This is a genomic window from Alteromonas sp. MTD1 (assembly GCF_042848195.1).
In the GTDB taxonomy this organism is placed as follows: Bacteria; Pseudomonadota; Gammaproteobacteria; order Enterobacterales; family Alteromonadaceae; genus Alteromonas.
In genome coordinates this window covers 1-18,071 of sequence record NZ_BTGG01000014.1, presented here as the reverse complement: position 1 = coordinate 18,071, position 18,071 = coordinate 1, and the positions used below count along the sequence as shown (strand labels likewise).

Here is an 18,071-nt window from a genome sequence, read left to right as displayed (position 1 = left end):
TTTTTCATTGCTTTACAAAAAACAATTGTTAACCAATTTAACAATTGAAAACATATTTTTAATTATTTTTATTAGGTGTGAAAATGAGAAAATTACTTTTAGCTAGCGTTTCTGTTATGGCATTCGCAAGTGCAGCTGCAAACGCAGATACTCAGTCTACAAAAATCGACTTTCAGTCATTAATTAACACTGCAATGACGAACGTAAAAATGGCGGAAGAACTGCCAACAAACGATGCACATATCATCGTTAAAAAACAAGCTCGCGCGATTTTAGATGAACAAGTGCAAATAAAGCTTCACAAGAATCTACTTGTAATGGCTGAGAAACAAGAACGTGTGCGTGCGGAGGCTGAAGCCGAATAAGAATTAGTCACACCTGATACGCATGCCGGTGCGCGCACCGGCATACGCCATCACTACTTCATTCCTATCGAAGTAAAACCTTCAGAAAGAAAAGTTTAGGTATTGCTGGTATCTAACGCGTCAAACCCTTTTACAAGTTCGTCTAGCGCTTTCATCTGTTGAAGATACGGTTCAAGCTTTGCTAAAGGCAACGCACAAGGACCATCGCACTTCGCTTCATCTGGATTTGGGTGAGCTTCAATGAACAAGCCTGCTAGTCCCAAAGCCATACCACTTCTTGCTAGCTGTGCAGCTTGTGCGCGACGTCCATCTGCTGACGTAGCACGTCCACCAGGCATTTGTAACGCATGCGTAGCATCGAAGATAACAGGGGCATATTCCTTCATTGCATCCATACCAAGCATATCAACCACAAGGTTGTTGTAGCCAAAACAGCTCCCACGCTCACACAAAATAACGTTGTCGTTACCTGCTTCGCTAAGCTTACCCATAATGTGACGCATTTCATGTGGCGCTAAAAACTGAGGTTTTTTCACGTTAATCACGTTACCTGTTTTTGCCATGGCAACAACAAGATCAGTTTGGCGTGCTAAAAATGCAGGAAGCTGAATAACGTCTACTACTTCTGCTACAGGCGCAGCTTGATGAGGCTCGTGCACATCAGTAATAAGCGGCACGTTGAACGTAGATTTTATCTCTTCAAATATGCGCAGCCCTTCTTCCATACCGGGCCCGCGATATGATGTCACTGAAGAGCGATTTGCTTTGTCAAAAGAGGCTTTGAATACATAAGGAATATTAAGCTTTTGCGTTACTTCAACGTAGTGCTCAGCAATACGCATTGCTAGATCTCTTGACTCCAGCACGTTCATACCGCCGAATAGTACAAACGGCAGGTGATTGGCAACTTCTACGTCACCAACGCGAATAATCTGTTGTGATTCAGACATTAATTAATTCCACTAACTATTAAAAAAGAGGCTGTTTAGTTACCGCTACCATAGCTGTTGCCATGAGTACGGCAATTGCAGCTACGAAGAACGCCCAGCGACCCACTGCCGTTTTAGCTTTCTTAAGTGCAAACAAGCCAAAAACAATGTAAAGCACGACGCCGATAACTTTGAACGTTAGCCATGCATTTACTAAAGGATATTGCGACAAAATAATACACAGCCAAATTGCGCTGGCCAGTAAAACAGTATCAATAATATGGGGGGCAATTTTAACCCATTTCTTCGACAACGCATTAGCGTCGAACTGAGACCAAATAAACCGAAAGATAAAAAATAAAATGCTGAGTGCCACTGCAGTTAAGTGCAAGTGTTTAGTCATCATGTACATAAAACGTGTCCTGTTATTATTGATTTGGTTTTGTTTTATTTAAAAACAACACAGGTGCTTTATAGCACCTGTGAAAACATTAGTTGTATACCAAACAAGCTGCGTTACACATTGTCGGGGTAAAGCGTCTGAATTGCCATAAATTCAGAGAGATTTTCAAGTAGATAGTCTACCAGATTGGGGTCGAAATGTTTGCCGCTCTCTTCTTTTAATACACTTTCTACTTTTTCAATACTCCACGAGGGTTTGTAGGGACGCTTGTTTAGCAATGCGTCAAATACATCCACCAGTGTTGCAATTCGGCTTTGTACTAAAATATTTGTTCTAGCTAGGCCATCGGGATAGCCCTTGCCATCCCATCTTTCATGATGCTGACGCGCAAGCGTAGCCGCTAGTTGGATAGTAGGCCGTGTTGAACTTTTCAAAATCTGATAGCCAAATTCGGCATGCTTTTGAATTTCAAACTTTTCGTCTTCAGTTAACGGTGTCGTTTTTTGTAGTATCGATTTAGGTACAATTGAAGTACCTATATCATGCAACGGCATCGCCAGTTTGAGCTCATGAATTTCAGCTTCACTCAAACCCGCTTTTTGCGCCAGAAGCGCAGCCATTTCTACCATACGAGTATTGTGGCTCAATGCATCAGTTTGATGCTCAAGTGCTTGACCTAGCCTATCTATGATCTCTCGTTGCGTTTCCTCTACATCGACGGTTTTCAAAACATTATCAAACGCAAGCTGTACGCTATCTGAGAAGCGCTTTACAAGATGTCTGTCGCTCTCACCTATCCTTCTTGGTAACCCCGACAAATACAACAACGCTCCGTTGTGCGATTTGCTGTTACAGTAGGCTACGACATGATCTTCCGCATACACTATTTGTTTATCTCGCATTGCCTGTAAGCATAAGGCATATTCCGCAGAATTAATGGCATCTTTAAGCGGTATACCCTCTTTGCTGGCATACTCGCCATTGCCTGCGAACACGTAAAGCTCATCATCGCCAACACCATTGTTTGTGTTGTTCATCGTTCTAGAGGTAGTGGCCACAGCAGTTGTAATATAGGCGGCGTCTTTTGAACACCCTAAAATAGACGCTAACTGCTGAATAATGCCCTGCATGAATTTTTCGAGCGAACGAGAAGAAAACAAGTCTACCGACGCATCAATGATTTTTTCCAAGCCACGACGGTTTTCTTCAATAACAATGATGTCGCGATAGGAGCGCAGTGCGGCAATAATAACCGTAAACAATTTTTGTGCGGTTAGCTCGGTTTTAGATTTGTAATCGTTGATGTCGTAATTAATGATGACATCTTTTTCGGGTGCTTGACCTGGCTGGCCAGTGCGAAGGATGATGCGGGTAAAGTGATTATCTAATTCATTTCTGATGTATTCTGCAACGCGTAAACCTGCATCATCGGTTTCCATTACCACATCCAGCAACACCACGGCTATGTCGTCGTGCTCTCTAAAGCATTTCCGAGCTTCTTCACCACTGTGCGCGCTGATAAACTCAAGGGTTTTACCGTTTAAGCTGAAATCGTTTAACGCAAGCTTGGTTACGGCGTGAACCTCGGGCTCATCGTCAACAACTAATATTTTCCAACTGCCAAGGTCTTCATGTTCAATATCGTCTTCATCATCAGCAAATAGAAAGTCTTCGTTCATTCGATACATCCTGTACTATCAAGACTGATAAAGCGGTCTTTTCTGTTCTTGTTGTATACACAAGATACTAATGCATCGACAAATTTTAGCAAGCTTACAATGTAGCTAGCGTAACTCTGTCATTACCGCCGTAGTCCTTGTAAGTGCTCGGGTTGCTAAAGCCAGCGCTGCTTAATAAAGCTCTTACTACGGCGCCTTGGTTAAAACCGTGTTCGAAGGCAATTAAACCACCCTTTTTTAAATACGCTGGTGCATCACTAACAATACGCTTAATGTCGTCTAATCCATCTTCGCCCGATGTTAATGCGCTCTTAGGCTCAAACCGCACATCACCCTCATTAAGATGCGGGTCTTCAAGCTCAATATACGGCGGGTTAGACACAATGGCATCGAACACCTGTCCCTCAAGCGCCGAAAACCAATCACTTTGAATGAATAACGCATTTGTAATGTTGTTGGTTTGCGCGTTGCGTTTAGCCAATACTACAGCTTCTTCAAGGAAATCCACGCCGATAACATCACTTTTTGGCAGCTCTGAGGCAAGCGACAGTGCAATTGCACCTGTTCCAGTACCCAAGTCGCAAAGCGATAATGGCGCAGCAACTTGGGCTGTGCGTACTTGTGCCCATGCAAGAACATGCTCAATCAACACTTCGGTGTCGGGACGCGGAATAAGTGTGTGTGGTGAGGTAGACAGCGTGAGTGTCCAGAAATCGCGACTGCCCGTTATATAGGCCACCGGCTCGCCCTTTTTACGACGCAAAACCGCAGCTTTGTAGGCGTGCAACTGCGATTCACTTAATAGCTTATCAGGCCAAGTAAAAAGGTAGGTTTGAGATTGATTTAATACACTGGCTAACAGTACTTTGGCGTCAACCGAGGGCGACTCGCCGCCCTCTAGTTCATTGCTGGCCCACGCTAGCGCAGCATCAATTCGCATGGCTATTCATATGACTATTGTTGCTAGCCGTTATTCGTCAGACAGTGACGCTAACAAGTCTGCTTGATGCTCTTGCAGAATAGGGTCGACTAATTGTTTCAAGTCACCCTCTACCACTTCGTCTAAGCGGTAAATAGTAAGATTGATACGATGGTCGGTAACGCGGCCCTGAGGGAAGTTGTACGTTCTAATTCGCTCAGAACGATCGCCACTGCCCACTAGGCTCTTACGCGTAGACGCTTCTTCTGCCGCACGTTTTTCTTCTTCAATTTGATTCAAACGCGCTTGCAATACCGACATCGCTTTGGCTCTGTTTTTATGCTGAGAACGCTCGTCCTGGCACTCAACCACCAAGCCGGTTGGTAAGTGAGTAATACGAATCGCAGAGTCGGTTTTGTTAACGTGCTGACCACCGGCACCTGATGCACGGAAGGTATCAACACGAAGCTCTGCAGGGTTAATCTCAATGGCTTCTGACTCTGGAATTTCAGGAAGTACAGCAACCGTACAAGCCGATGTGTGAATTCGACCCTGTGACTCGGTTTCAGGAACGCGCTGTACGCGGTGTCCGCCCGACTCAAATTTCAATACGCCATACACGCCATCGCCACTAACATTAGCGATAACTTCTTTGTAGCCGCCGTGCTCGCCTTCGTTGGCATTCACAAGCTCTACACGCCATCCGCGGCTCTCCGCATAGCGACTGTACATGCGGAATAAATCACCGGCAAATATCGCTGCTTCATCACCGCCCGCTCCGGCACGAATTTCTAAGAAGCAGTTATTGTCGTCATTCGGATCTTTTGGCAGCAACAGTACTTGAAGCTCGGTTTCAAGGCGCTCGATGTCAGCCTTAGCCTCTTTCATTTCCTCTTGCGCCATTTCACGCATTTCGGCGTCATCTTCATTTAGCATTTCTTGTGCAGACGCTAAGTTCTCTTGCGCCTGCTGGTATGCGTTAAAACCCGCTACCACGTCTTCTAGTTGGCTAAATTCTTTTGATAAGTTTCTAAACTTATCTTGATCGCCGATAACTTCAGGGTCGCCTAACAGCGCCTGAACTTCTTCGAAACGCTCTACAAGATGTTCGAGCTTTCTTACTACCGACTCTTTCATATGCTTTTTATTACCTTATTTATTCTCATCTGACGAAAAGTCAGACAATGCTAATGCTTGCCCCATCCAACGGCTTAACGCAGGGTCGTCATGCATGGCCGCTTCGCGCAGCGCTAGGGTTGTTGGGTGCAGTAGCGCATTAGTTAGTTTATACGCCATCTCTTCTAACACCGCATCGGCATCTTTGCCTTCCGCTAATTGCGCTTTTGCTTTTTCAACAATATCGTCTCGCTGTGCCATGCCCTTTTGACGATATTGCCTTACTAAATCTATCGATTGCTGTGACTGTTTCCATGTCATGTAGTCGCCAGCTTGTTTTTCAATAAGCTTTTCAGCTTCCTGTGCAGCTTGCTCTCTGTTCTCTAAGTTCTTTTGAACAATGTGTTGTAAGTCGTCAACCGTATATAAATACGCGTCGCCTAACTCATTAACTTCCGATTCGATATCTCGCGGCACCGCAAGGTCAACAAGGAACATTGGCATGTTTTTACGCTGTTTAAGCGCTTTCTCTACCATGCCCTTACCTATTAAAGGTAGCTGGCTTGCCGTAGAACTAATAACAATATCGAAATCTTTTAGATGCTCGGGCACCTGAGACAGCGTGTAAACACTTGCGCCCAGCGTTTCGGCAAGCGCTTCTGCGCGCGCAACAGTTCTATTAGCCACGGCTAACTTATTAACGCCCTGCTCTTTTAAGTGCTGAGCTACTAGCTCGATGGTTTCACCCGCACCAACGAGCAATACTGAACGCTTCGGCAGTTCAGCAAAAATATGTTTAGCAAGTTGAACGGCTGCATAAGCAACGCTTACCGCGTTTGCACCAATTTCCGTTTCGCTTCTAACGCGCTTTGCCACAGAAAAGGTATGCTGAAACAGCTTGTCGAATTCGCTGTTGATCATGCCAGAATGCTTAGCATCACCATAAGCTTGTTTCACTTGCCCAAGAATTTGAGGCTCACCTAAAATTAACGAATCTAAACCACTTGCTACACGCATAATGTGCTTTACCGCATCATCTTGCGATAAAATGTAGCTGTTATCCGCTATTTCATTGATATCAAGACGGTGAAAATCGCTTAACCACTTAAGTAGCTTTTGCCCGCTTTCATCTTCAGCGTTTACATAAAGCTCGGTGCGGTTGCAGGTAGACACAATCACTGACTCGTCAACACCATCTAACTTTTTTAAGCTCGCCAGCGCTTCCACCAAAGAGTCTGGTGTAAAAGCCACTTTTTCACGTAGTGCTACGGGCGCTGTTTTATGGTTAATACCAAGGGCGAGTAAAGTCATTAAAATCTGTGCTGGCAACGTCGGAGCGGCATTGTACGAAAAAGCCAAAATGATTGAAAGTGTTGGTGAATCTGTGTTCCCATATTGTTTCAATAATTTACCATTTATATTTTGCTGGGTGCGTAACCTTTGATGATACGAAAAATTCTCTTTTTTGGGCTGCTTTTAGTTTTGGTAAGCGCATGTACTACTGTGCCCGAAGGCCCTAAACAAGCGGTAAACCTTACTGCACAGCTTAAAAAAGTGGCCGACGTTAACCAATGGCAAATGCGCGGAAAAATTGCTTTTCGCCAGGGAAAAGAAGGCGCTAGCGTTAACTTAAATTGGAAAAACGATTCCGGCGATTTTGATTTTCGATTAACCAATTTTTTAGGCGTAACGTTGGTCGACCTAACGGTTGATAACGAACAATCAATACTAGAAGCCGATGGTGAAACCTACAAAGATGTTGAGCCAGAGCCATTGATATACCAAGTCACCGGTCTGATTATTCCCGTAGACTCATTGTTGTCTTGGGTAAAAGGCTTACCGCTTGCAGGCGACAAATACACCTTAACGGACAAAGGCCTGGTGAATACGCTTGAAAGCGAATGTAATTACTGCAGGAATTGGCAGGTAAGTTATGACAATTACGGCAGCGTTGAAACCACTAACGCTGAACAGGTTTGGCTACCTCATTCCATTACGTTAACTCAGGTAGAAACCGAAAACTCGCCTAAAACACAATTAAAAATAAAGATTTATCAGTGGACGCTCAATTGAATAACCAAGCATCTCAGCCACTCGATTGGTGGCCTTCTCCGGCAAAACTAAATTTGTTCCTACATATATTAGGCAGATATGAAAATGGCTATCATCAACTACAAAGCCTTTTTCAAATGCTAGATTATGGCGACAGGCTAGCCTTTACAGTAGTACAAAATTCCACCATAAAAATGGCAACGCCACTTGAGGGTGTGCCCGACGATGAAAATTTAATTATTAAAGCAGCGCGACTTCTCGCAAAAGAAACAGGCTATAAAGGTGGGGTGAGTATTAGCCTCGATAAACGCTTACCAATGGGCGGCGGTATCGGTGGCGGTTCTTCCAATGCAGCTACCACACTTGTTGCGCTTAATCACCTGTGGAGCACGGGTTTACAGGAAGATGCGCTTGCTGAACTTGGCCTATCTTTAGGTGCGGATGTACCTATTTTTGTGCGTGGTCTTACTGCCTTTGCGGGCGGTGTAGGTGAAGAGATTACCGCTGCACCACAAGAAGAGAAATACTACTTAGTGGCAAATCCTAACGTGCATGTAAGTACCGCCGAGGTGTTTAGGTCGCCAGATTTACCTAGAACCACACCTGCAATGAAATGGGAAGACTATAAATTCGAAAATACCCACAATGATTGTCAGCAATTAGTCGCGAATTGCCATCCCGAAGTTGCAAAATTATTACAGTGGTTGGTACACTACGCACCGTCGCGAATGACGGGCACAGGTGCATGTGTATTTGCCGCTTTTTCTGACTACACTTTAGCTGAACAAGTTAAGGCTGAAATGCCTGACACTTGGCAAAGTTTTGTTGCAAAAGGTGTGAATCGCTCACCACTATTAGATAAATTAGAACAACAAAAATAGCGTGAACGCCACATCGGACAAGAACTTAAAAATTGGGGTATAGCCAAGTTGGTAAGGCAGCGGGTTTTGATCCCGCCATTCGTAGGTTCGAGTCCTGCTACCCCAGCCAAACCTCTTTTATCAACGCACTGAGGAACCACTTGTGCCAGATATGAAGCTCTTTGCAGGTAATGCCGTACCAGAACTTGCCCAGAAAGTTGCCGATCGCCTCTACACCAAACTTGGAAATGCCAAAGTTGGCCGTTTCAGTGACGGTGAAATTAGCGTAGAAATTCATGAAAACGTCCGTGGCTCGGACGTTTTTATTATCCAGTCTACGTGTGCACCTACTAACGATAACCTTATGGAACTTATTGTGATGATCGACGCGTTGCGCCGCGCATCAGCAGGTCGTATTACGGCTGTAATTCCTTATTTTGGTTATGCACGTCAAGACCGTCGTGTTCGTTCAGCTAGGGTACCAATTACTGCGAAAGTTGTGGCTGACTTCCTTTCTAACGTAGGTGTTGACCGCGTTCTAACTATCGACCTTCACGCCGAGCAAATTCAAGGGTTCTTCGATGTTCCTGTTGATAACGCATTCGGTACGCCAATTCTGCTTGCAGATATGGAACGACGTGACTTTGTGTCGCCTGTTGTTGTATCGCCAGACATTGGTGGTGTAGTTCGTGCTCGCGCAACAGCAAAACTGCTTAACGATACCGACCTTGCCATTATCGACAAACGCCGTCCTAAGGCGAATGTTGCTCAGGTAATGAACATCATCGGTGACGTTAAAGACAGAGACTGCATTATTGTAGATGACATGATCGACACTGGTGGCACACTAGCAAAAGCAGCCGAAGCGTTAAAAGCACACGGCGCGCGTAAAGTGTATGCTTACGCAACTCACGCCATCTTCTCAGGCAATGCAGTGAATAACCTGAAAGAGTCTGTAATTGACGAGATTGTCGTTACCGATTCAATTCCGCTAAGCAGCGAAATGAAGAAGATGGGCAAAGTTAAGCAACTTACCTTGTCTGAAATGCTTGCAGAAACTATTCGTCGTATCAGCAACGAAGAATCTATTTCTGCCATGTTTGAATACTAAGCATCGAGCTTAAATACAAACACGCTTATTCCAAAAGGCGAGCCTAGTGCTCGTCTTTTTTGTTCAAAGACACCAAAGCCCACTTCTAGTTTACGAATACCATTTTCATAAGCGTTGTATATTTGCATGCCACAGCTTGTTACATATGGTTTAATCGCAAGCTTTGCATATAGCAGCTACTCGCGCTAATGTAACAAAAAACGTGCTTTAAAAAGGAATAAAAATGAAGTCTACAGCGCTAACTATTGTTGCATTATTAACTGCCTCATTATCACTCACAGCATGTTCAGGCGAAGAGGAGTCAGGAGAGAATTTAATGGCTGAGAAATCTAGTAACGCTATGCCAGAAAAAGCACCGCAACCGGCAAGCAAAGAGTTACCTACCACGCTTACCGCAAAACCAACCCCAGAGCCTATAGCAAAAGATGTGTCAGTTGACGACGAAGTAATCCTGACAGGCAGCATCATTTTCAAAGAGCTTGAAGGTGGATTTTACGCACTCATTGCCGAAAGCGGTGACAAATATACCCTTCATAACTTAGAAGAACAGTTTCAACAAAATGGCTTAATAGCTAAAGTTACCGGTGTTCCTAAGCCTAAAATGATGACATTTACGCAGTTTGGAACAGTACTACAAGTTACCAGCGTTGAAATTATAGATAGCAGCAAAGTAACTAATAAAATAGCGATTGAATAAGCACCATAAAGACAAAAAATCAAAGCGCCGTTTAAGGCGCTTTTTTATTGGCTTTAGAATTGTATGTTGCAGTATGTGATGTTAGAATTCGCCGCCCTTGAAATTCAGGGTAGTGTTTTATTGTGCGTTTTGTTGTTAAAACACCGACATTACAACACGCTTTAACAGTAGGTTTTGGTCGCAAAAACCTACACCATTAGACTTTATAATTGGAGACAGACAATGTCTGAAGCAATTTTTAACCTAGACGCATCTGTTCGTACAGACCTAGGGAAAGGTGCGAGCCGCCGCCTACGTCGCGAAGATAAGCTTCCAGGTATCATCTACGGTGGTGAAGAAGCGCCAGTTTCTATCACGCTTGCACATAACAAAGTATTTCAAGCTTCTGAATTTGAAGCGTTTTACTCACACGTTCTTACTTTGAATGTAGACGGTAAAGCAACTGAAGTTCTTGTTAAAGATATGCAACGCCACCCGTTCAAGCCTAAGATCACTCACATCGATTTCCAACGTGTAATCGCTGGTCAAGCTGTACACACTAACGTTCCTGTTCACTTCATCAACGAAGAGAAATCTGCAGCGGTTAAAGCTGGCGGTGTTGCTGAGCATCACCTAACAGAAATCGAAGTTACTTGTCTACCTAAGAACCTTCCAGAGTTCATCGAAGTAGACATGGCAGGCGTTGAAATGGGTCAAACACTACACTTGTCTGACCTTACACTTCCAGCTGGCGTTTCTTCTGTTGAACTTGCTAAGAACGACGAAGCTCACGACCTAGCGGTTGTAACTGTTAAGCCTGCTAAAGGCGCAGCAGCTGAAGACAGCGAAGAAGAAGCTACTGAGGAATAATCCTCTTGGCTGATATTCGCCTTATCGTGGGTCTGGGTAATCCAGGCCCCGAATATGAAAATACCCGACACAATGCCGGTGAATGGTTTCTAAACCAACTTGCCGACACCTATAACGCCCCGCTAAAACCAGAAACCAAATTCTTCGGTAAGACTGCACGTATCACGATTGCAGGCAAAGATATTCGTTTGCTCTACCCTACTACTTTCATGAATAAAAGTGGTCAAGCGGTTGCAGCACTTGCTAACTTCTACCGAATTGAACCAGAACAAATACTAGTAGCGTTTGACGAACTTGACTTGCCTCCCGGCGTAGCAAAATACAAAGTGGGCGGCAGCTCAAGTCAAAATGGCGTGCGTGACATTGTGGCAAAAATGGGTAACAACAAGAATTTTTTGCGTTTGCGCATTGGTATTGGCCATCCAGGGCATAAAAGCCGTGTAACGGGTCATGTACTAGGCAAGCCACCAGCAGATGAGAAATCGGCAATAGAAAGCGCCATTGACGAGGCGGTTCGCTGCACGGAAATTCTGCTAAAAGAAGACTTAAAGCAAGCGCAAAACAGGTTACACTCGCATAAAGCGTAACCTACATCAGTGATTACTTTTCCAAACAAGGATCCATACCATGGGTTTTAAATGCGGTATTGTTGGCCTACCAAACGTAGGTAAATCAACACTTTTCAATGCATTAACAAAAGCGGGTATTGAAGCGGCGAACTTCCCCTTCTGTACTATCGAGCCAAACACTGGTGTAGTACCTGTACCAGATCTTCGTTTGGACAAGCTAGCTGAGATTGTAAATCCTCAGCGCGTAATACCAACAACAATGGAATTCGTAGACATTGCTGGCTTGGTTGAAGGTGCATCAAAAGGTGAAGGTCTTGGTAACAAGTTCTTAGCAAACATCCGCGAGACAGACGCCATTGGTCACGTAGTTCGCTGCTTTGACGATGAAAACATTGTTCACGTTGCCGGTCGCGTTAGCCCGAAAGATGACATTGATGTTATCAACACTGAGCTTGCACTCGCTGACCTTGAAACAACAGAAAAAGCCCTTCACCGCGTTGCTAAGCGCGCAAAAGGTGGTGACGCTGATGCCAAGTACGAAATGAAAGTACTTGAGAAGATTAAGCCGCACCTTGATGAAGGCCTATTGCTTCGCTCACTTGAGCTTTCAAAAGAAGAGCTTGCCGCCATTAGCTACATGAACATGCTAACGCTTAAGCCGACCATGTACGTAGCGAACGTTAACGAAGACGGTTTTGAAAATAACCCTTACCTTGACCAAGTACGTGAAATTGCTGCTGGCGAAAACGCAACGGTAGTTGCAGTATGTGCCGCTATTGAAGCTGACATTGCCGAGCTTGAAGATGACGAGCGTGAAGAATTCATGCAAGACATGGGCTTAGAAGAGCCAGGTCTTAACCGCGTTATCCGCGCTGGCTACAGCCTACTTACACTGCAAACTTATTTCACCGCCGGTGTTAAAGAAGTACGTGCATGGACGTTCCCTGAAGGTTCAACTGCACCGCAAGCCGCAGGTAAAATTCACACCGACTTCGAAAAAGGCTTTATTCGCGCCGAAATCGTAAGCTACGACCACTACGTTGAGTTTAATGGTGAACAAGGTGCTAAAGATGCAGGTAAATGGCGTCTAGAAGGTAAAGACTACATCGTTAAAGACGGTGACGTTATTCACTTCCGCTTCAACGTTTAGCACACCTTTGTAAGTTGCCAAGATGGCTTTATTACAGCCGTCTTGGCCTCTCACCGCCAACTGATAACATCACTCAATAAACCTCTTGAATTCCCCCCTACTGTTACATAAAGAAATTCAACTTCATTTAGTTATTGCATCAAGCCATTTTTATTTTGTCCAAAAATCTAACTTCCTTTTAGTTATTGATTGCCTGAATACTTTTCCCAAAGAGATAACTGGTCTGTGTAGTTAACTATGGTGGTTTACCCCTATAGAGCCAATACACCTTTTTGTTGATTCTGTCTGTGTAAAAAGCGAGCGCATTTTAATTACACGCTGTGTAGATAAAACCGTTCGCACTCACGTTGAAGGAATTAATAATGAAAAAAAGAAGCCTTGTTTGTGCTGCTGTTGCCGCTGCACTGCCACTATTAGTGGGTGCAACCCAGCATATCCATGCCCCTCTAGATACATCAGACCACAGAATTGGAAACATTTCACTGGTTGACAATTACAGTAAATCAGCAGCGAATGTTGCAATGCAAAACTCTCTTAGTGAACTTACCAGCGCGTTCTCTAACGCCACAGTACGCACAACTAACGGGAATTTAGACACCGCATTTGGTTTTGCCATTGACGTTGCGGGTTCATCACCAGAGATGATGGGACTAGATTTTATAAGTCAATACGCATCACTCCTAGGTGGTCTTACAGCCAACGACTTTGTCTTTAATCCATTTCGCAGCAAAAAGGCGCTAGGCGGAAATTTAGTACGCTTCGATCAAGTGATAAACGGCGTAAAAATTAAAGATCGCGGATTGGGTTTACTTATCGATGATGCCCAAGTTGTACGTGCAGTATTCGTTGACACCGTCAGCGATGCTGAGTTGTCTAACAACGTTAGTTTGTCTGCGCAAAATGCAGTTCGTGTTGCTGAAAACGATATTGCGAAACATGCCAAAGTACTCCCCACAGAAGCACTTGAAGTGCTAACACCCGCATTTACGCAAATCGAAAAAGCACTTGGTGTTTTCTCAAAACCAATTCCCCAAAAAATTGTCGTGCAAGACAATGATCAGTTAAAGCTTGCATGGCGCTTTTTCTTTTATTCAACAAACCCATTTGGCGTATTTGAATACACTGTAGATGCGCAAACGGGTGATATTTTAGCGCGCACAGACCGCGTGAAAACCATTCTTCCAGTAAACCCAGTAACCGATACAGGCATTATTCAACCTACTGCAGACTATTTTCCGACGTTTCCGCCCATTACTGCATCTATGCAGGGCGATTGTCTTATCGAAGATGAGAACGGTGGCTTCACTGGCAAACCTAAAGGGATGGAGCGAATTAACCTTCGCAAGTTCAACGACTCTAATTTTGTCACGGGTGTTGAAGGACTTCTAACAGGTAAGCATGCATTAATTGAAAGTGCGTTATTAACTAAAGGGCCATTTGCGCAAGCAGCAGCAGGTACCTACCATTTCAGTGAAGATGCGGCAATTGAAGCACGTCCGAAAGAAAATGATCACGTAACCCCATCACCTGCTCATCACATCGACGGTATTAGTCAATTTATCTACATTACAACGCTACTAGAGTACCTAGATTACATGCATAAAGATGGCGACAGTGTTCATAGTCGCGGCGTGGGTGAAGGTTCTTTCCCAAATAGCTACCCTAACGAAGCTGTTCCACTTGTTGGTGTGGTTCATATACCAAACGTATTAGATGCTCCAGATAACCCAGCTGATCCAGAGTTTTTGGCTAAGTTGTTGGGTCTTGATAATGCCTTTGCTGTGCCACTATCTCAAGAAATTGCGGGTGAAGAAGTGGTCGTTAACCCAACAGCATACGGACATGGTTACCTATTCAACAACTTAGCAATGGACTTCTCGGTACCTATTCACGAAGGCACGCATGCGACGATCACACCAATTGCAGGATTCGAAGGTGAACCGGAAGGGGGCGCACTTAATGAGGGGCAAGCAGATTTATGGGCATATACTATTGGTGAAACACCAGATCTAGGTACCTATCCCGTAAACTCGTGTGACCTCAGAAAAGTATTAAGAGAACGTGGGACAGATCCAGACTCATTTGAGTTTATCCGCTCTGCACAAAGCCAAATTCGCTACTCACAGTTAGGTACTCGTGACAACGCTTTCCAAGTTCACCGTGACGGCGAGATCTACGCTGGTGCCATGTGGGACTTACGTGAATTCATGGTTGCCATGTTACCTGACAGCCAGTTTAAGCGTCCCAATAAAGTTACCGGTGATCCGACCGACCCAGCCAGTCTGGGTAAAGAGACCTGGGAACGCATATTTTTAGGTTCAATGTATGTGTTAGGAATTACCGCACCTGATACATTTGTTAAAGCGCGAGACGCGGTCATGATAGCAGACGCGGCACTTTACCCAACGGACCCACTTGATCTTACAGCGCCGGGTAAACACCACGCACTTATTGAGCGCGTTTTTGCTGCGCGTGAATTAGGGGTTAACGCAAAAGCACCATCAGGCGGTCGTCAGACGATTTCAACAGCGGTAAGTAATTTCACTGCTAATCAGGAACAACCAGCAACGCCTTCAACAGTAGATGCGTTCATTGTCTCTGAAAAAGCAATCGAAATAACGTGGGATACCGTGCCTGGCGCACTGGGATACCAAGTGCTTAAGCGCAGAAAAGGCAGTAGTGCACGCCTTTTCACTGGCGTGCCTAACCGTGAGTACTTTGATGGTGACGTCACCTTCGACGGCTTTACGCACGTTGATTTTGTAATTGGTGGCACTTCGTATTTAGACAAAGGTCAAGGCTTCGGTCGTGGAGCAGGACAAGGCATTGATTCTTTTGACTACGAATATGTGGTGCGAAGCATTGCGCAAAATGACACAAAACAAGTAGGGTTCTCTGCAATGTCTGGCATTGCATCAACGGGGTTGAATGCGTTAGACGTTAGCGACAGAGTTGACTACAAAATTGGTAACGTAAGCTTTAACAACAACGTCTTCGCTGTTGATCTTGCACTAGTGAACAAAAGCGATGAGCGTATCTACGGCCCTATCGATTTTGACATCACTCACATTAGTAACAAAAATATTACAGTAACAAACGCTGACAACGACGGTTCGGGGCAACAGGGTGACATCGCGCGTTTTCGTTTTGATCAATCACTCGATGCAGACCGCCTTTCAAAATTACGTCATCTTAAATTTAATAACCCCGAAGGTAAGCTATTTACGTTCGAAGCAAGGGTTAGTGGTTTTGAAGCAGGTGCCTCTTCTCGAGGAATTGGCGAAACCGCAACAAATGACGTTTCTCCACCGAAAGAACAGTCGGTGGTTTACCACAACGTAGAGGAACATACTGGTATCATCCTAATTGGTGCTGCAGACGAGTCACTTGTCAATGGCGTAGATTACGTTGATATTCCATTCGTTGCATTACCTAGCGCTTCAAGTGTTATCGCAACATTGAGCGCTGACGCAGAGGTAGTTGCGGTACCAGATCTCGACTTTGAATTACTCGATGAAAACGGGAATATAATGGCAACGTCCGGAAACCTTGGCTCTAATGAGCAAGTAGGCGGCGGTGTGGTACCGGGTAAAACATATCGTGCGCGTGTTAACGGCTGGGCGAATGGACCAACATCATATCGTGTTGTTATCGACCAACTTGTAAGCGATATCAATGATTCGAATGTAGATGAGAATGGACAATCAACGGTAGGAACCGTGCGTTTCGAGTTTAATCCACTTACACAAAAATTAACGTCTCTACCATTGTAACGATGTTTGATAAAAGTCCTCTGCACAATGTGTAGAGGGCGAATCCCTCAATTTACACTCTGTAAAAAACAAATTGCGTTTCAGCTTGATAAGATATTATGAAAGATGTTGATATAGCGTTTTAAACTTCTTCTCATGATTAACTTATGAACCGAACTTTTACTTGCTCGCCATCATACAGCTTCGCACAAACACATCTGAAAAACGTTTGGTGTTTAAATAGAAACGTTAGCGTAATTATTACTTCCTTGCTGCTCTTCATTTTTGAGGTAACGTCCGTACATGCCGATAATAACCAAAGCGAAGTTTATGAAAAGCCTATCAATAACAATAATGCACCGTGGTTTGAGGTAGCAAAAAGGAATACCTTAACCTTTGAAACTTCTTATGGAGATGTAGTTATAGCGCTTCACCCCACTCTTGCACCTACCCATGTTGCGAGATTTAAAGCGCTCGTAAATGCCGGTTTCTACGACAATCAAAGTTTCTATCGCGTTATAGATGGGTTTGTGGCCCAAGCTGGCAGTAACGACGGCCATGATAAAAGTAAATTTGATGCGCAGCTACTTTCACCACTAAACGCTGAGTTTACGCAACCTCTTTCAAGTAATGCTCAAGTTATTGAAGACAACGACATGTTTGCTCCTAAAACAGGTTTTGTTGATGGCTTTCCAGTGGGCATAGATGAACAGAAAAAAGAAATGTGGGGTTTACACTGTCCTGGCGTAGTGGCTTTTGCTAGAAATAGTGAGAAAGATACGGCAAGTACTGAGTTTTACATTGTTATAGGGCAAGCACCGCGACACCTAGACAGAAACATGTCGGTGGTAGGCAGAGTAGTTGAAGGTATGCAAATACTACAAAAACTTCCTCGAGGAGACTTATCACAAGGTGGCGTACTTAAAAATATAACCAATAACAGCAAAATTAAACGTGCTTATGTACACGATGAAAACAATACGCCGTATATTATTCAAACTGCACACCATGAAGAATTTAAAAAACGTATTCAAACGGGCAAACACTTAGATAACCCATTTTTTCATGACAATAGTTATGGCCCAAGACCCATAGACGTGTGTTATTACCAAACAAAATCAAGTACTTCACCATGGTAGCTTAACAACATAATTCACCTCAAGTTGTTCAATTTCACTGCTTTTTGTGCGTTATTCATACCCTAACGAACACATAATGAGCATTTAAAAAAAGTTAGCAAAAAAGGGGTTGACGGTTGCCAGTCATATACGCATAATACGCGCCACTTCCTGAGAGGGAAGAGAAACAAAGAGGCTACGTAGCTCAGTTGGTTAGAGCACATCACTCATAATGATGGGGTCGCAAGTTCGAATCTCGCCGTAGCCACCAATTCTCTGTTATCTCTTAGGAAAGTCTAGCTGCGCGGAAGTGGTGGAATTGGTAGACACGCTGGATTTAGGTTCCAGTGCTTCACGGCGTGAGAGTTCAAGTCTCTCCTTCCGCACCACAACTGGGGTATAGCCAAGTTGGTAAGGCAGCGGGTTTTGATCCCGCCATTCATAGGTTCGAGTCCTGTTACCCCAGCCATTCTTTTTTGAATGATTTTATATAGCTAGCGTC

17 protein-coding genes and 4 tRNA genes are annotated in these 18,071 nt (G+C 44.3%); 14 read left to right on the top strand and 7 right to left on the bottom strand.

What is annotated here, in order from left to right; all coding sequences use genetic code 11:
* Positions 1-83 precede the first annotated feature (83 nt).
* On the top strand, positions 84-365 hold the full coding sequence (locus ACGHAV_RS16635) for a hypothetical protein (protein ID WP_390383224.1): 282 nt from the start codon (positions 84-86) through the stop codon (positions 363-365).
* A 95-nt stretch (positions 366-460) separates the two neighbouring features.
* On the opposite strand, the gene kdsA is transcribed toward ACGHAV_RS16635, so the two are convergent.
* The 6 genes from kdsA to hemA all read right to left on the bottom strand — a co-directional run bounded on the left by kdsA (position 461) and on the right by hemA (position 6,722).
* A complete protein-coding gene (gene kdsA / locus ACGHAV_RS16630) occupies positions 461-1,315 on the bottom strand; it encodes a 3-deoxy-8-phosphooctulonate synthase (protein ID WP_159625328.1) in 855 nt (284 codons plus the stop codon).
* A gap of 19 nt (positions 1,316-1,334) precedes the next feature.
* Entirely contained in the window at positions 1,335-1,706 is a 372-nt protein-coding gene (locus ACGHAV_RS16625) for a SirB2 family protein (protein WP_390383221.1), read from the bottom strand.
* 104 nt (positions 1,707-1,810) lie between these two features.
* Positions 1,811-3,376 (bottom strand): DUF3369 domain-containing protein, encoded by a 1,566-nt coding sequence (locus tag ACGHAV_RS16620; protein WP_390383218.1) that lies wholly within the window; start codon positions 3,374-3,376, stop codon positions 1,811-1,813.
* A 94-nt stretch (positions 3,377-3,470) separates the two neighbouring features.
* Positions 3,471-4,316: a peptide chain release factor N(5)-glutamine methyltransferase gene (gene prmC / locus ACGHAV_RS16615; RefSeq protein ID WP_390383215.1), complete on the bottom strand. Its 846-nt coding sequence runs from the start codon at positions 4,314-4,316 to the stop codon at positions 3,471-3,473.
* Positions 4,317-4,346: 30 nt separating this feature from the next.
* Positions 4,347-5,432 carry a peptide chain release factor 1 gene (gene prfA / locus ACGHAV_RS16610; RefSeq protein WP_390383212.1) on the bottom strand — a complete coding sequence of 362 codons (1,086 nt, stop codon included), beginning with the start codon at positions 5,430-5,432 and terminating at the stop codon, positions 4,347-4,349.
* Between the two features lie 15 nt (positions 5,433-5,447).
* Positions 5,448-6,722: a glutamyl-tRNA reductase gene (gene hemA / locus ACGHAV_RS16605; protein WP_390383209.1), complete on the bottom strand. Its 1,275-nt coding sequence runs from the start codon at positions 6,720-6,722 to the stop codon at positions 5,448-5,450.
* Between the two features lie 132 nt (positions 6,723-6,854).
* Between hemA and lolB the strand changes: the two genes are divergently transcribed.
* From lolB to ACGHAV_RS16585, 4 genes are all read left to right on the top strand, one after another.
* Positions 6,855-7,484: a lipoprotein insertase outer membrane protein LolB gene (gene lolB / locus ACGHAV_RS16600; RefSeq protein WP_390383206.1), complete on the top strand. Its 630-nt coding sequence runs from the start codon at positions 6,855-6,857 to the stop codon at positions 7,482-7,484.
* On the top strand, positions 7,469-8,344 hold the full coding sequence (ispE, locus tag ACGHAV_RS16595) for a 4-(cytidine 5'-diphospho)-2-C-methyl-D-erythritol kinase (RefSeq protein ID WP_390383203.1): 876 nt from the start codon (positions 7,469-7,471) through the stop codon (positions 8,342-8,344). The genes lolB and ispE overlap by 16 nt, the downstream gene beginning before the upstream one ends.
* 33 nt (positions 8,345-8,377) lie before the next feature.
* Positions 8,378-8,453: transfer RNA gene (locus ACGHAV_RS16590), tRNA-Gln, on the top strand.
* A 33-nt stretch (positions 8,454-8,486) separates the two neighbouring features.
* Positions 8,487-9,434 (top strand): ribose-phosphate pyrophosphokinase, encoded by a 948-nt coding sequence (locus ACGHAV_RS16585; protein ID WP_334015027.1) that lies wholly within the window; start codon positions 8,487-8,489, stop codon positions 9,432-9,434.
* On the opposite strand, the gene ACGHAV_RS16580 is transcribed toward ACGHAV_RS16585, so the two are convergent.
* Positions 9,431-9,562: a hypothetical protein gene (locus ACGHAV_RS16580; protein WP_390383199.1), complete on the bottom strand. Its 132-nt coding sequence runs from the start codon at positions 9,560-9,562 to the stop codon at positions 9,431-9,433. The two genes, ACGHAV_RS16585 and ACGHAV_RS16580, sit on opposite strands and share 4 nt — an antisense overlap.
* A gap of 95 nt (positions 9,563-9,657) precedes the next feature.
* On the opposite strand from ACGHAV_RS16580, the gene ACGHAV_RS16575 reads away from it, so the two are divergent.
* The 9 genes from ACGHAV_RS16575 (at position 9,658) to ACGHAV_RS16535 (ending at position 18,038) form a co-directional block, all read left to right on the top strand.
* Positions 9,658-10,131 (top strand): ribose-phosphate pyrophosphokinase, encoded by a 474-nt coding sequence (locus tag ACGHAV_RS16575; RefSeq protein ID WP_390383197.1) that lies wholly within the window; start codon positions 9,658-9,660, stop codon positions 10,129-10,131.
* Positions 10,132-10,353: 222 nt separating this feature from the next.
* The gene (locus tag ACGHAV_RS16570) at positions 10,354-10,980 is read left to right on the top strand and encodes a 50S ribosomal protein L25/general stress protein Ctc (RefSeq protein WP_390383194.1); all 627 of its coding nucleotides are present in this window, start codon (positions 10,354-10,356) and stop codon (positions 10,978-10,980) included.
* 5 nt (positions 10,981-10,985) lie between these two features.
* Positions 10,986-11,567 carry an aminoacyl-tRNA hydrolase gene (pth, locus tag ACGHAV_RS16565; RefSeq protein ID WP_390383190.1) on the top strand — a complete coding sequence of 194 codons (582 nt, stop codon included), beginning with the start codon at positions 10,986-10,988 and terminating at the stop codon, positions 11,565-11,567.
* 40 nt (positions 11,568-11,607) lie between these two features.
* Positions 11,608-12,699 carry a redox-regulated ATPase YchF gene (ychF, locus tag ACGHAV_RS16560; protein WP_071814375.1) on the top strand — a complete coding sequence of 364 codons (1,092 nt, stop codon included), beginning with the start codon at positions 11,608-11,610 and terminating at the stop codon, positions 12,697-12,699.
* A 362-nt stretch (positions 12,700-13,061) separates the two neighbouring features.
* Entirely contained in the window at positions 13,062-16,472 is a 3,411-nt protein-coding gene (locus tag ACGHAV_RS16555; protein WP_390383188.1) for a M36 family metallopeptidase, read from the top strand.
* 146 nt (positions 16,473-16,618) lie between these two features.
* Positions 16,619-17,590, top strand: a complete 972-nt coding sequence (locus ACGHAV_RS16550; RefSeq protein WP_390383185.1) for a peptidylprolyl isomerase — start codon at positions 16,619-16,621, stop codon at positions 17,588-17,590.
* Between the two features lie 173 nt (positions 17,591-17,763).
* Positions 17,764-17,840, top strand: a tRNA-Met gene (locus tag ACGHAV_RS16545).
* A 33-nt stretch (positions 17,841-17,873) separates the two neighbouring features.
* Positions 17,874-17,958 (top strand) — tRNA-Leu (locus tag ACGHAV_RS16540).
* Positions 17,959-17,962: 4 nt separating this feature from the next.
* Positions 17,963-18,038 (top strand) — tRNA-Gln (locus ACGHAV_RS16535).
* The last annotated feature ends 33 nt before the right edge of the window (positions 18,039-18,071 follow it).